At 62.4% G+C, this 12141-nt stretch carries 14 protein-coding genes, 1 tRNA gene and 1 pseudogene; 3 read left to right on the top strand and 13 right to left on the bottom strand.

Going from position 1 to position 12141, the window contains the following annotated elements:
- Positions 1–241 precede the first annotated feature (241 nt).
- The 11 genes from JJL56_RS01655 to JJL56_RS01615 form a co-directional block, all read right to left on the bottom strand.
- Entirely contained in the window at positions 242–532 is a 291-nt protein-coding gene (locus JJL56_RS01655) for a hypothetical protein (RefSeq protein ID WP_200483933.1), read from the bottom strand.
- A gap of 645 nt (positions 533–1177) precedes the next feature.
- Positions 1178–1645, bottom strand: coding sequence for a protein-tyrosine phosphatase family protein (locus JJL56_RS01650; RefSeq protein WP_200483932.1), 468 nt, complete (start codon positions 1643–1645; stop codon positions 1178–1180).
- Between the two features lie 18 nt (positions 1646–1663).
- On the bottom strand, positions 1664–1786 hold the full coding sequence (locus JJL56_RS33610; protein WP_282184403.1) for a hypothetical protein: 123 nt from the start codon (positions 1784–1786) through the stop codon (positions 1664–1666).
- A gap of 537 nt (positions 1787–2323) precedes the next feature.
- Positions 2324–2881 (bottom strand): hypothetical protein, encoded by a 558-nt coding sequence (locus JJL56_RS01645; protein WP_200483931.1) that lies wholly within the window; start codon positions 2879–2881, stop codon positions 2324–2326.
- A 183-nt stretch (positions 2882–3064) separates the two neighbouring features.
- On the bottom strand, positions 3065–3397 hold the full coding sequence (locus tag JJL56_RS01640; protein WP_200483930.1) for a hypothetical protein: 333 nt from the start codon (positions 3395–3397) through the stop codon (positions 3065–3067).
- A gap of 139 nt (positions 3398–3536) precedes the next feature.
- Positions 3537–5270, bottom strand: a complete 1734-nt coding sequence (locus tag JJL56_RS01635) for a DEAD/DEAH box helicase (RefSeq protein ID WP_200483929.1) — start codon at positions 5268–5270, stop codon at positions 3537–3539.
- 76 nt (positions 5271–5346) lie between these two features.
- A complete protein-coding gene (locus tag JJL56_RS01630) occupies positions 5347–5574 on the bottom strand; it encodes a hypothetical protein (protein ID WP_200483928.1) in 228 nt (75 codons plus the stop codon).
- Complete coding sequence (locus tag JJL56_RS01625; protein WP_200483927.1) at positions 5571–6086, bottom strand: hypothetical protein; 516 nt, start codon at positions 6084–6086, stop codon at positions 5571–5573. Before JJL56_RS01625 ends, JJL56_RS01630 begins: the two co-directional genes overlap by 4 nt.
- Entirely contained in the window at positions 6083–6535 is a 453-nt protein-coding gene (locus JJL56_RS32795; protein ID WP_211111737.1) for a hypothetical protein, read from the bottom strand. Before JJL56_RS32795 ends, JJL56_RS01625 begins: the two co-directional genes overlap by 4 nt.
- 89 nt (positions 6536–6624) lie before the next feature.
- The gene (locus JJL56_RS01620) at positions 6625–6957 is read right to left on the bottom strand and encodes a hypothetical protein (RefSeq protein ID WP_200483926.1); all 333 of its coding nucleotides are present in this window, start codon (positions 6955–6957) and stop codon (positions 6625–6627) included.
- Positions 6957–7220, bottom strand: coding sequence for a hypothetical protein (locus JJL56_RS01615; RefSeq protein WP_200483925.1), 264 nt, complete (start codon positions 7218–7220; stop codon positions 6957–6959). Before JJL56_RS01615 ends, JJL56_RS01620 begins: the two co-directional genes overlap by 1 nt.
- A gap of 654 nt (positions 7221–7874) precedes the next feature.
- Between JJL56_RS01615 and JJL56_RS01610 the strand changes: the two genes are divergently transcribed.
- From JJL56_RS01610 to JJL56_RS01600, 3 genes and pseudogenes are all read left to right on the top strand, one after another.
- Positions 7875–7948, top strand: a tRNA-Gln gene (locus JJL56_RS01610).
- A gap of 122 nt (positions 7949–8070) precedes the next feature.
- Entirely contained in the window at positions 8071–10143 is a 2073-nt protein-coding gene (locus JJL56_RS33870; protein ID WP_200483924.1) for a DUF6538 domain-containing protein, read from the top strand.
- 304 nt (positions 10144–10447) lie between these two features.
- A pseudogene (locus tag JJL56_RS01600) lies at positions 10448–10646 on the top strand (IS5/IS1182 family transposase); the annotation flags it as partial.
- Here the strand turns inward: JJL56_RS01600 and JJL56_RS01595 are convergent.
- Entirely contained in the window at positions 10627–10809 is a 183-nt protein-coding gene (locus JJL56_RS01595; protein WP_200484345.1) for a hypothetical protein, read from the bottom strand. The pseudogene JJL56_RS01600 and the gene JJL56_RS01595 overlap by 20 nt on opposite strands.
- Positions 10810–11003: 194 nt before the next feature.
- On the bottom strand, positions 11004–11423 hold the full coding sequence (locus JJL56_RS01590; RefSeq protein WP_282188914.1) for a plasmid pRiA4b ORF-3 family protein: 420 nt from the start codon (positions 11421–11423) through the stop codon (positions 11004–11006).
- Positions 11424–12141 lie beyond the last annotated feature (718 nt).

Below are 12141 nucleotides of genomic sequence, written 5' to 3'. Positions count from 1 at the left end.
TTGAGGTCACCAGATCGGCGCCTCACCATGCGTTATTCCCGGCAGGTCAGCAGACGGTGACCAGCCGGACTGATGACCTCAACATGATTTGCCGACAAGCTCGAGGTTCATCGGCATCCGCCGCGGTCAGGAAAGCCGTTCAGAGTACGGCGGCGCGGTACGTCTCGCGCAGCAGGTCGGACGGCCGCAGCCCTCGCTTACGCGCCTCGTTGAGCCACAGGTCACGGGCCAGCACCGGCGTCTACAGCGTCCACGCCTCGGCGCGGTCGAGTTCGCCAACAGCCGGATCACGCGCAACCCAGGCGTCCGGCGCCGCCGAAGCGTTCGCGTCGTCGCTAGTGTCCGCATCCACCAGCCGATGGATGAGCTCTTCGACAAGCAGCAGCAAGGCCCTGCGGTGCCCAAGCGACGCGGCGCACCACAGCCAGCCCAGCGCCAACTCGCGGTCACCGCCTTCCTCTTCGGCGTGGGCCAGCTGCACGTCGCCGACCTCGAAGGCGGCGAAGCGTTTTCCCGTCGCCGCCTCGGCCAAGTCCTCTGAAGGGGAACCTGGCGCATCCAGGTCATGCAGCGCCCGCAGCGCGGCCAGGACCTCGCCCCGCTCGCCAGGAAGACACTTTCATAGAGCTCGGACGTTGGACATCGTCGTTCCCCTCCCCTGTATTCCCTACTTGCGACCAAGACCCGGCGCGACGACACGCACGTCCGAAATCCCACAGCGCTGACCGCCATTGCCTGAGCTGATCGCCATTGCCTGAGCTGATCGCCATTGCCTGAAAGGATGCTGGGTCACGGCGGTCAGGATAGTAGGCGGTCAAGCCTCTGCTGCAACCGCTTGCGATCAGCTCTGAAGGCGCGCAGCATTGTGAGGACCCGTAGCGCGTGCCGCGCATAGATGGCGAAGGCCGCGCCCGCGACGATGAGCACCACTCCCGCGACCAATCGAACAGCATCCGGGGAAAACTCCATCGCACCCTCCGCTCGTGCCCCTGTGGGTTAGGAACAGTCCAATCGGTTGATCGGAACCAGGAGCAGGAGGACCTGACAGCCATCGCTGGAGCGCACTCCAGCCGTGACGACGTTGTCAGCGTCCTCGAAACGCCCGACCTCGATGGCGTCCACGTCCATGCTGTTCTCCCGCTTGGTACCCGGCCCCCGGCTCCGAACTTCCGCCCTGTCAGACCTCACGCCTCCTTGGCCGCAAACGTACCCGACGCGCTTGCTCCCAATACGCGCCGGGGTCGAGGGCGATATCTCGCCAATGGTCTCGCCACGCCACGTACCGTGGGCACACGGCAGCGAGGGCGGCGCCCAGGTGGCCATAGCGGAACAGAGCAGCGTCGGCCAACGAGACGATAAGCGGATTCGGCTGCATCCGGGCATCATCGTCCTGACGAAGGAGTGCGGCGACGGCATTCGCTTCGGCACCTGGCCCAGCCTCGTCGGCGATGATGGCCAACGCGACCGCGGCTAACCGGGAGACGCCGTGCTGGCAGTGCACGGCAAGCACGCCCTCAGGAATCCGATCCCGAACAGCCCGCGCAAAGTCCAGCGCGATCGCCAAATCCTCCATGGTTGGACGTCGGTAGGGTCCGTAGGCCGGGATGCCGATGTCGTCGAAGCGCTGCACCAGCGCAGCCTGCATGTCGCCCAGAACTGCCTGCTAGACGGCCAGTTCGAGATCCTCGCACCGCTCCAGCGCCGTCGACCGGATCGAGATGATCGCATCGACACCTTCCGCAGCCCCAGCTTCGACCGCCGCCCGCGACAGCACTCGAACTCTCATCGGCTCATCTCCCTGAGCGCCATCTCACCGCGTCCTCCGTGAGGTATCCCCGGCCCAATGAAGCCACCCCAGTTATCCCGGCGCACGCCGAGGCGACGGCACGCCGACATGTTGAGGCCACCATGTGAGTACGTCACTATGCGCCGCCCCGGGCGGGTCAACAGGTTATGATCCGCCGTCTCGGTGACCTCAACAACTCTGCTCCCGCCGAGGTGATGACCTCGACGACAGCTATCTCAGACCCAAGGGTAGCCTGACTTTCAGGGCTTCCCAACAAGCTCATGGGTCTCCGTCACCCGCCGGGAACGACATCCAATGACCCGACGACCTCAACATGTCGGCGCCTCCACACGCGCCGACACCGGCGGGCCAACGGGCGACGGTGCGCCGACATGATGAGGTCACCATGTCGGCGGTTCATCGAAGAAACGTCCATTGATTCGCACCCTACCCTTTCTCGGCTGGTGGCTGATCATCTGGTCGTGCGGCTCCGCCACCCCAAGATCTTGAGTAGCGGCGCCAGCCTTGGGACAGCGATCAGTCCATTCTAAGCAGCCGCTGGACCTGGATGACGCGGTTGGCATCGCCGTAGGCGTAGCGGTCCATGATAACCTCGATCGCGGCATAGGTGTCGTCACCGATGCTGACGACCCTTTCGGTGCGCCCGCCATTGACCGGCAGAGTGGTAAAGCGCACCGCGTTCGGCCACACCTCGACGCCGGTGCTGTTGTAGTAGCAGCCAGAGTCATAGTCCGGCTTACCCTTGGTCAGCCCTTCGATCTCATCTTCCCATTCGGCGGCCTCGATCGCCTCCTCGATCGCTTGGTCGACCAATTCGCGCAAATCGCTGAGCAGGCTTGCGGCTTCATCCTCTTCGTTCGGATCATGGTCGATGCTGATAAAGTGTTCGGAAGCGTCTGCATCTGCCATCTCACAGTAGCAATCGACGATAGCGTCCTCATTGGAGGACCAAACGTGAACCACATCGAAGACGGCGCTCAGCACCGCATCTTGGGCCTCCTCACAGAAGGCCCCAGCGTTCTTCAGCGCTTTGCCGCTCAGGTACACACGAGCTACCAGATTGAGATCACACATTTCGGTTTCCTATGCATGTTGAGGCGGGCCAGCGCGTTCGGATCCAGAGGCTGGGCTGTAGTGTGGAGCGTGCCAAGCACGCAGGCGAAGTCACGAACCCAATATCGCTGGATGCGACAGGGGCGATCGGCCGAAAGCCTCTGGACATGGTGAAGTCACCATCTCCACGGGCGCCGGGATGCTTCAGAACCGAGCGCCCTCGGCCGGGGTGACAACACCGCTCTCCACCTGCGCCTTCTCCCAGGCAGCTCGGTAGTGCGCCACCAGCGCCTCGGTTTCCTCGGTCTGGCTGCGCAGCTCGTCACCTACAGACTCGAAGCTGGACGTCATGATTTCGAGTTCTTCCACGAACAAGCGCCAGCATTCATCGACATCAGAGGGATCGGCGTGATCCGGATCGCGTCCGAACTGCCGCTTGAACTCGCTTTCCGATCGAAAATGGGCAATGTCGATCGACTCCCATCGAGACTTCGAAAAACCACCGATGGGTTCCGCGACCTGAGTGAAGTGACGCATCTTCGACTCCTTTTACGTGGTTGCGAAAAATTGATTAGGACTTCGCAGCCGCAACCAGCAGCAATCTTCACGAAGTTCTTCGGCAGGCCATTCAGAAGGGCTGAGGATGGCCTGGGCTGATCTACCGAAGGGGTACGCGCTACATCGCAATCGACGGGCACAACCGGTCCGGATCGGCATCCATGCCTTCCGCAAGGGAAGGGTCGTCCGCGTCATCGGTGACCTCGTCCAGTGCGGCGTCGATGACATCGCCCTTCATCGCGACCTTCTTCGTCATCGTGGCGTCGAAGCTGCCGTCCAGGACGAGGTGCTGGACGAGCACGGCATTGCGCTGCCCGATGCGGTGTGCGCGGTCCTCCGCCTGCTTCATGATGCCGGGAGTCCAGTCCTGCTCGGCGAAGATGACCGTCGACGCCGCCGTCAGCGTGATCGCCACGCCGCAGGCCCGCATGCTGCCAACGAAGACCCGCCTCTGGCCGCCCTGAATGTCATCTTGGGCGCGCTGCCGTTCGGCGTCCGATGTTGCGCCGGTGATCACCGCGGGCTCGTATCCCGCCTCGCGCAGACCGGCCACTATGCCCTCGATCACGTCGGTGTGGTGGGCGAAGACCAGCACCGCGTCCGGCACCGAGCCGAGGACGTCCGCGACATGCTCGACGACCTGCGGCACCTTCGCCAGGGCGGTGTCGTGCCGCAGACGTGACATCTCGTTGAACGCTGCGCTGCGACCGGCTTTCAGGTTGGCCACAGCCGCCCGGTACGCGGCCTCGCTGCCACCCGCCTTGGCCGAGGCGACCGCGGCACGCAGACGCTTCTCCTCCTGCTCAGCACGCTCGAGCGCTTCGCGTTCCGCGGCGACGACGTTGCCGAGAGCCGGGCTGTCGCAGGGGAGCTCGACGACAGAGAACCGCTTCTCCGGCAGATCGGTCAGCACGTCGGCCTTGAGACGGCGAACCATCACCGACTGGCGCAGGACGTCCTGCAATTCACCCAGATTGCTGGCGCCGCTGGCGTCGAACCCGAACCTGGTGTGGCGCCCATTGCAGTACCGGGTGGCGAAGTGGAAATAGTTGCTCGCCTCCGGCAACCCCATCGCGTGCAGCATTGGGTAAAGCTCGATGGGCCGGTTCAGAATAGGCGTGCCGGTCAGGAACAGCCGCCGCTTGGCCGGGATCGGCGACTGCCCCTTGCCGCCCAGGGCGGCTTTGGTTCGAGCTGTCTTCTCGTCCTTGAGCGCATGCGCCTCATCGTAGACAACGACATCCCACTCCACGGCACGCAACCGGTCAGCGAGCTTGGACAGGATCTCGTAGTTCACGACAACGACATCCGTATTCGGCCACACCTTCGTCGTCGCGATGCCGACGGTGAGTGGCTTGATCAGCCACTTGGTGAGTTCTCCGCGCCAGTTGATCAGCGCGATCTTCGGACCAACGACGAGCGCACGCACCCGGTCACGAGCGGCAAGCTCCGTGTTGATGGTGCCGATGGCCTGGATCGTCTTTCCCAGGCCCATCTCGTCCGCAATCAGGACGTCGTTGCGCGCCATCGCATAGGCGATGCCCGCCTTCTGGTACGGCAGATAGGACAGCCCGCCCGGAACGGGGATCTCGACTTTGGCATCCGTCGCTCGCGACGCGGCCGCCGAAGCCTGATGAAGAGCCGTTGCAGCGGCCGCCGCCGCCCGCAGGCCGGTGGCCGTCCTCGGGTCAGCATGGTCCGCGAGCTTGACCGCGATCAGCGGGTCCGTCGTCCACCAGTGCTTCAGCGGCGCGGGCGCCCAGCTGAAGCCTGCATTCTTCGGCAGGTGGCGCTCGGAAAACTTGGTTTGGCACTCCCAACGGCCCGTGCCCGCGTTGTAGTTCAGGTTCATGATGTCACCGTGCGATGCAGGGAGTTGAGGGGAAGCGGCTGACCTGTAGTCGGACGGTCGCGATGATCCAGAGAGGTCATTGCATGCCTCCAGTTGCAGCCATCCGAGCGGCGCTCTCTGTCGTCGCACTGCCGATGCGCAGGACGCCGACGTCGGGGAGCGAGCGCACAGCCCAGTGCCAGTGATCAGGGTGTTGGCAGAGTTCGACGGCCACCAGCTGCGCCCCCGCGTTACCGACCACCACGCCGACTTCGATGACGACGCGGAGGCCAGTCGTCGCCTTCCGGAATTCGCGGCGGCTCATACGCTGCCTCCCTCGGACTGGACGGCAGCACGGCCCTTGTCGGTCAGGCTCCATTCGTACATGCGGCTGTTCGCCCCGCTCGGCTTGCCCGTGACCATGCCGATCCGCGACAGCTGATTGAGGCAGTTCCCGATACGGTCCTTGTTCGCCACGGTCGGCGGGATGTGTTCGTGCACCGCCTCCACGACATCGGCCGTCGTGAGCGGGCCGAGGGAGGCGTACTCAGCGAGCACACGGCGAATGGCGGCAGGCAGGTCGCCACGGCGACTGCCAAGAGCACCGACACGAGCCGGTGGCGAAGAAGGCGGAAGCGCCTGGGACGCCACGGCAGGCGCCGCTGCGCGACTACGCTGCCCACCGATCACCTGCATTGCCTGTTCCAGCGCATCCAGATCGTTGGCGACCGATTGCTGCGTCCGTTCCAACCGGGCCAACTGCTCGGCCAATTCATCGCGGCGCTGGCGCAGCCCCGCGATGAGGGTGTCGGCCGGGACGTTGATGATGTGGCTCATCGGCCATCCCTCGTTCCAGTTGGCAGCATCACGCTGGTTACCAGGCGTGTAGGAGCGCGCATCACCGACGCGGCAGCAATCTCGGCTGCCCGCATTACGACCGCCAGCGGCCAGTACCAGCGGTAAGCGTGCTCGCCGCGCGCATCCGTGCACACCCGACGGGCCGTGACCGAGACGTCGCGGAGGGCTTTGACGCGACCGGCGCCAACGCCATGCTGCCCCAGGCACGCACGGCGACGGCGGAAGCGAAGCACCGTCAGGTCGGCTCCGCCGGTGGTGAGCTCGTGCTCGGCGCGGCGAACGGCGTCGACCGCAACCGGCAGCGGAGCCGTGCGGAGCGCCTTCGTAGCAGCGGCGAGGCGAAACTCCAGATCGCGGATCGGAGAGAGAATGTCAGAATCTGTAGACCAGCCACAGCCGCCGCGCTTAACCGGGCAATCCGTGACCATTCCGGCGAATCTGGGGCCGTATACCCGGCTGGCGTGGCGCGTACGCAGGCGGTTCAGCCCACATGCCGGGCAATGAGACTCTTGGCGGCTCATGGTACACCCTCGGCGTGCAGGTCCATGATTTTTCTCGCCTGGGCCCACAGAAGGACAACCGCAAGGCGGCGGTCCTCAACCGGGATGTTCATGGGCGGCTCATTCACTTCGAGAGCGCGAGCCGCTTGGAGGATGATGTGGGCGACCAGAGGCAACGTGCCTTCGGTTGCGTTCCCCTCATCAAGCACACGGATCGCCGAACAGAGGATATTGCAGGCTTCCATCAGGATCGGGATCGATCTCGGCGTCTCCATTCGAGAGGGAAGCGTCTCCAGGATCACGAGGGCCGCGCGGGCGGCCACACTCGCGCTTTCGAGCGGGGTCTCCATCACAGGCCCTCTCCGTCCCAAAACTCGATATGAGAAGGTAGAGGCGGAGCGATGTTCCCGAGCTGAGCAGCGATGCTGATGCGCTCATGCTCCGGAATCCACTCGACATCCTCGGCCAAGCAGTAAATCTCACCGTCATCGTGTTCGTAGGGGAAATTGCATTCCATGAGAATCTCGCCTTCAGGCGTGATAACGAACCAATCCTCCTCATCGAACTTTTCGATGGTCCAAAGCACGACGTAAAGCGCCGTGCAGGCTTCCAAGGTCGGAAGCCCGTCAGCTCGGAATAGGTCGCGCCATGTGCGCAATGAGTATCCGGTTCTCATTGTTTTGGTTCTCACCTGCCTGACGAAGGACCCGAGCCCGCATTACAAGTCCTCAGCGAGTGCGGCGATGCCCACCCTCAGCTGGCGGCGACCGGAACACGAGCGGCTTTCCCGCCCAGTCCAGCACCTCCACTGCGGGCTCGCCCGCCCCATCCCTGAGCCCCCGGAACAGCGACAATTCAGAATATATGCTTCCAAAAAACCCCAACGCAACATAAATCAAAATGTAACGTTACTATAGAATTGACAAATAACACGCATTTATCTGCTATGCCGCTGTAACGGCGAGAGTTTTTAGATTAGAAAAATGTTTTCTTGGTGGCAGAGACTGCCACGCTGGTTGCCATTATTTATAATCGTCTTCTGCATTAGGGTTGGCGCCGCAAGGGCTCAATGCGGCGGCCCTCCATCCGACGCAAGCCCGCCGCTCGTGGCCCACGGTCCCAGGAGTGGATATGCGAAAGCGAAGGCTTGACGCTGCTGCCGGATCTGCTCCACAACGTGCCCCGCACCAGCGATGGCAGCGGCGTCATGAGGAATGTGATCCTGGACCAGATTGGCGTTAGCTCGTTGATTTGGCGGGGACACCTCTGGGGGATCGTCTAGCGGTAGGACAGCGGACTCTGACTCCGCCAGCCTAGGTTCGAATCCTAGTCCCCCAACCACCCTCTCCAAACGGCCAGCACTTTCAAGAGCTTACGGGCGGCGCGCACCCCGCAACGCTGTCGCTGTGTCGCACTGCTACACCAAGCTGTGACACCGCGATGGCCGACGAGGAGTCCGCACCGTGGCCCGTCATTCGCACTTGCACCTACGCAATGGGGCTTGGTACTGGCGCCGCCGTCTGCCGCGCGATCTTTCTTCTTCCGGACAGAAGGCCATATTCGGGCTGTCGCTGGGTACCAGTGATCGGCGCCTCGCGGTCTACCGTGGGATCGCGCTGGACTTTGCACTGGAAGAGATTCGCGCGATGACCAACCCTCCTGGCGATCAGACAATCCGCGGGCTTTTGGCCAGGCTTCGTAATGACATGCTCCTTCAGGCTGAAACCGAACGGGCGCACCGCGCTCCGCCCCAGAGGTCTGGGCTGCCACCGCTGCGTTCCGGTACCAACCATTCCGTTCTGGTACAGAGTTCCCTCGAGGAGATCCTGCGTGAACCGATCTCCGCGATGCCGACCATTGATGACGTTGATCTTGTCGAAGAGCAACCGCTTGGGCGCATGCCAAAAGGCCCCCGTAGAGTGACTGATGGAAATTCATCTGGGGATTGTGGCGGCGACGACGGCGTCGAGCGCTTGAGTCATGGCGGGCTACCAGACGACTTGGCCAAACCGAAGGACCGAGCAGCGTTCTACCAAGGACTGTCTCGCTTCTTGGAGCGCGCTGCACGAGACAACGATCTCGAACTGGCGCAGGACATGGCGAAGAGCCTGCTCAATCGTTGGGCGCCTACACTGGCACCGTCGGACGCAGACTTTCGGCTACTTCAACGAGGCTGCCTCCGGACGGCCGCCGAAGCTCACCGGATCAATGCACAGCGAGAGCTTGGGAATTATGAGTCCGTCCTAGATGATGCATCACTGGACATACTGATGAATGCTGGGGCTGTCCGACCAGATGCACCCCCTCTGCCCGTCGAAACGACCGTACCCGCAAATGCCGCGCCCAGCCAGCCCAGCATTGCCTTGTCGGAAGCACTTAAATACTGCGTCAAAGAGAAGAAGGATGCGTCGTGGGATGACAAGTCGATACGGGATGCCGGCACTGCGGTAAGATTGTTTGTAAGCTTTTTGGGCCGCGATCCTCTGCTGCATGAAATCAGTGAACATGACGCAATGCAGTTCAAACTGGCTCTTCGCGATGTTCCTCGTTTGCATGGCAAGGGACGGTTCGCGGGGAAGTCGTTGCAAGAGTCCATTGCTCTGGCCGATGAACTGGAAACAGCCATCAACAATGGCGTCGTGTGTCCCGACAACATTCATGGTCTTGGGCGAGCCGGAGATTCCGATGATGAGGATGCGGCGTATCGAGTAGAGCGCCTAGCGCTCAAGAGCGTCAATAAGCATCTCACATTTCTGCGCGTCATCCTCGACAAATGCCGTGCATATCGGGGTGGTAACAAAGTAACACCTTTCGACGATCTTTTGTATTCGAAAGCTGATGTCGAGCGGAACCGGCGAATTGTTCGCGTCGCCTTCACAGAGGAGGAACTGCACAGCCTATTCGCCACCCCCGTTTGGACTGGCTGTGAATCGGCAGCGGCACGCCATCGACCGGGCTCGTTGATCCTGAAAGACAGCCTCTATTGGGTGCCGTTGATTGGCACCTACAGCGGCGCCCGCATGGAGGAGATCCTGCAGCTTTGGGTCGAAGACGTGAAAGAGATCGAAGGAGTTCCGTTCCTCGACATCCGTTCCGGCACGGGCCGGCGGCTCAAGCGTCCATGGTGCGCACGTCCCGTGCCGGTGCACTCTCGGCTTCAGAAGCTGGGCTTCCTGGAGTACGTTGAAGAGCAACGCCAGCGTGGCGTCCAGCGTTTGTTCCCGGATGTAAAGCGTGGCGGTTCGTTCGACACGCTCTCCCACCATTTTACCATGGATTGGACAAGATACAGACGGGACGTCGGTGTGTACGACAAGGGAAAAGATTTTCATTGTTTCCGGACGACTATGAACACGAACCTGTTGAACAAACGGATCAACGACGGGCTCATTAAAGCATTGCTTGGTCATAAACCTGAGGGAATGACTGACAAGGTTTATATGTCCGGATATTGGCTGAACACTCTTCAATCCGCTCTGGAGGAGTTCGATGTCGAAATCGGGCTGAACCGCGCTGGGCTCGCCCAAGGGCGGTGAGTTCTGAGCGATGACGCCGCGGCTATGCCCTGGATTCGGGCAGGCGCATCGACTTGCGCATGGCATCCATGAAGGCACAGCTGGCGTTCCCGTGAGATGTCGGCGACTGATGGCCGAGGGCGGCAGGAATGCGAGAAGGCCGTGCCGCCGCATGGTGCGCAGAGGCATGTCCTTGATGATCGGCATCATCAGGCGCCTTCCCAGCCATGCCGCGAGGCGTCCACCGAAGGCGAGATCGAGATGATAGAAGACATTGTCGCGCCGTGCCGTTCGCCGGGCTCATGGGTTCAGAGCATCCGGGTCAAAATTCGGGTGGCAGACGGCGGTCCAGTACGGCCGCCGCTCCCTGGCCGAGGTGGCAATGCTTAGGTACAAGGTTCTTATCGGACGCAGTCTGCGCGCTTGGACTCTGCCCACGCAGAAGGTTGAAGCGGTCGTCGGCTGCAAGGTTCATGAACGTCATGACCAGCTTGGGCGTGCCGGTCACCCGCAAGGTCGCGTGATCACCGCGCCTTCCCGGTGGAATCCGCCGTCACGCCCCGCCTCGGCCAGCGACAACCCCAACGTTTCCAGGACAAGGTCGCCGCGGTCGAGCCGGGCCACCCCGTGAACGTCCCGCTCTCCATTCTCCGCAATGAACAATACCTGCACCGCCATCCGGATCATTCCGGGCCCTGCTCCACGGTAACGCTTGCCGCAGAGCGGCGTTGACCGCGGCACGCTTGAAGGCGCCGGGTGGAAAGGGCCGACGCACCTCCAGCCGGGTCACCGCCCATTCGAAGGCGTGACACGCGTCGGGATCGTCGAGAGCGGATCGGTCTCCCTCCGCCAAACGGCGGCGACGGTGTCCAGATCCTCGGCTATGTCCAGCCGGTCGCCGTCCGCCGCCGGTCGGCGAAGTCCTGAGGGCCGCCGCCGCATGCGTCCGGCGGGCTGGTCTCCCGGCCGGCCAAGCAGACCGGATGTGGCGGCCGGGGCACAGCTGCCATAACCTTTTCAACGCGGATGTCGATCCGCCAGTCGGCGCGGAAATCGTACCCGTAGAGGAAGCTCTCGGTGGGCCGGAACCGGAAGCGCGCCAGCCGCACCGCCTTGGCGTCCTCACCAAGGTGCAGCGCGCCGATGACCGAAATTCCATTGCACCGTCCATCGATACGGAAGCGGTGCAGGTGTTCATCGTTCCAACCCCTCAGCACCTGGATGACCCAGTGCAAATCGGCGATCGACAGGCGGTCCACCACCCGCTCCTGGCGCCACACCGCCGAACGGGCGTCGCGCAGCTACACCTTCTGGTGCAACGTCTCGGGCGGAGGCGAATCGGACATCAAACCAGCTATACCTCAGCCGAGACCCGGTTGCCCCCGTTTTATGATGGGCTCAGAACTGATGGGCGCCTCGGTTCCTACACCACGGGCAGGTACAGGATCCCCGGACCCTAATCGCACGTTCATCGATTAGGCCGGCGCGCTGGTGCGTGTCGGTGGGCACAACATGGCGCTCGCCGAGGATCTGCCGGATTTCTCGCTGGACGGACGGCCGTGAGGCGCGGATCCGCCCCGTCCGGGGCGCCGGAGTGTCACGCAGACCCGTGACAAACCAGCCTTAGACCCGTGACACTCCGCAGATTTCTAACACCTTAAATCCCTGATAATGCTCGATTTTTATATATCTGTCACGGGTGTCACAGGTGTTTCCATGATATATGGGACAGGAAAGTTATATATTTTGGGGTGAGATTGGGGTGGTGGAAAAGAAAATGTTCTTTGTCGCAAGGTAGCTTTGAAAGTCGCTGAGACGCCCGTGACAGATGACCGAGGACAGGGAGCAAGCCATTGATTGTTCTGTGTATTTTGATGTCACGGGTTTGCGCGGTGTCACACGGATTGGCTCCAAAACAGCCCCAGTGTCACGGGTCTGCATGTCAACACCCGTGCAGCACCACCGGCCGGCGCGGTGCCAGGTGCCAACACGCCTCCACCTCTGAGCGGATCTGCGACC

This window comes from Azospirillum aestuarii, from assembly GCF_016632405.1.
Classification (GTDB): domain Bacteria; phylum Pseudomonadota; class Alphaproteobacteria; order Azospirillales; family Azospirillaceae; genus Azospirillum; species Azospirillum aestuarii.
This window is presented reverse-complemented; position numbering and strand designations above follow the sequence as displayed.

Bases quoted from the DNA above. Each gene is read 5' to 3' on its own strand.
- JJL56_RS01650 (WP_200483932.1), bottom strand. From the start codon at position 1,645: ATGCAGGCTGCGCTGGTGCAGCGCTTCGACGACATCGGCATCCCGGCC.
- JJL56_RS01640 (WP_200483930.1), bottom strand. From the start codon at position 3,397: ATGCGTCACTTCACTCAGGTCGCGGAACCCATCGGTGGTTTTTCGAAG.
- JJL56_RS01645 (WP_200483931.1), bottom strand. From the start codon at position 2,881: ATGTGTGATCTCAATCTGGTAGCTCGTGTGTACCTGAGCGGCAAAGCG.
- JJL56_RS01630 (WP_200483928.1), bottom strand. From the start codon at position 5,574: ATGAGCCGCCGCGAATTCCGGAAGGCGACGACTGGCCTCCGCGTCGTC.
- JJL56_RS33610 (WP_282184403.1), bottom strand. From the start codon at position 1,786: ATGAGAGTTCGAGTGCTGTCGCGGGCGGCGGTCGAAGCTGGGGCTGCG.
- JJL56_RS01635 (WP_200483929.1), bottom strand. From the start codon at position 5,270: ATGAACCTGAACTACAACGCGGGCACGGGCCGTTGGGAGTGCCAAACC.
- JJL56_RS01625 (WP_200483927.1), bottom strand. From the start codon at position 6,086: ATGAGCCACATCATCAACGTCCCGGCCGACACCCTCATCGCGGGGCTG.
- JJL56_RS01620 (WP_200483926.1), bottom strand. From the start codon at position 6,957: ATGGAGACCCCGCTCGAAAGCGCGAGTGTGGCCGCCCGCGCGGCCCTC.
- JJL56_RS32795 (WP_211111737.1), bottom strand. From the start codon at position 6,535: ATGGTCACGGATTGCCCGGTTAAGCGCGGCGGCTGTGGCTGGTCTACA.
- JJL56_RS01595 (WP_200484345.1), bottom strand. From the start codon at position 10,809: ATGATCCGGATGGCGGTGCAGGTATTGTTCATTGCGGAGAATGGAGAG.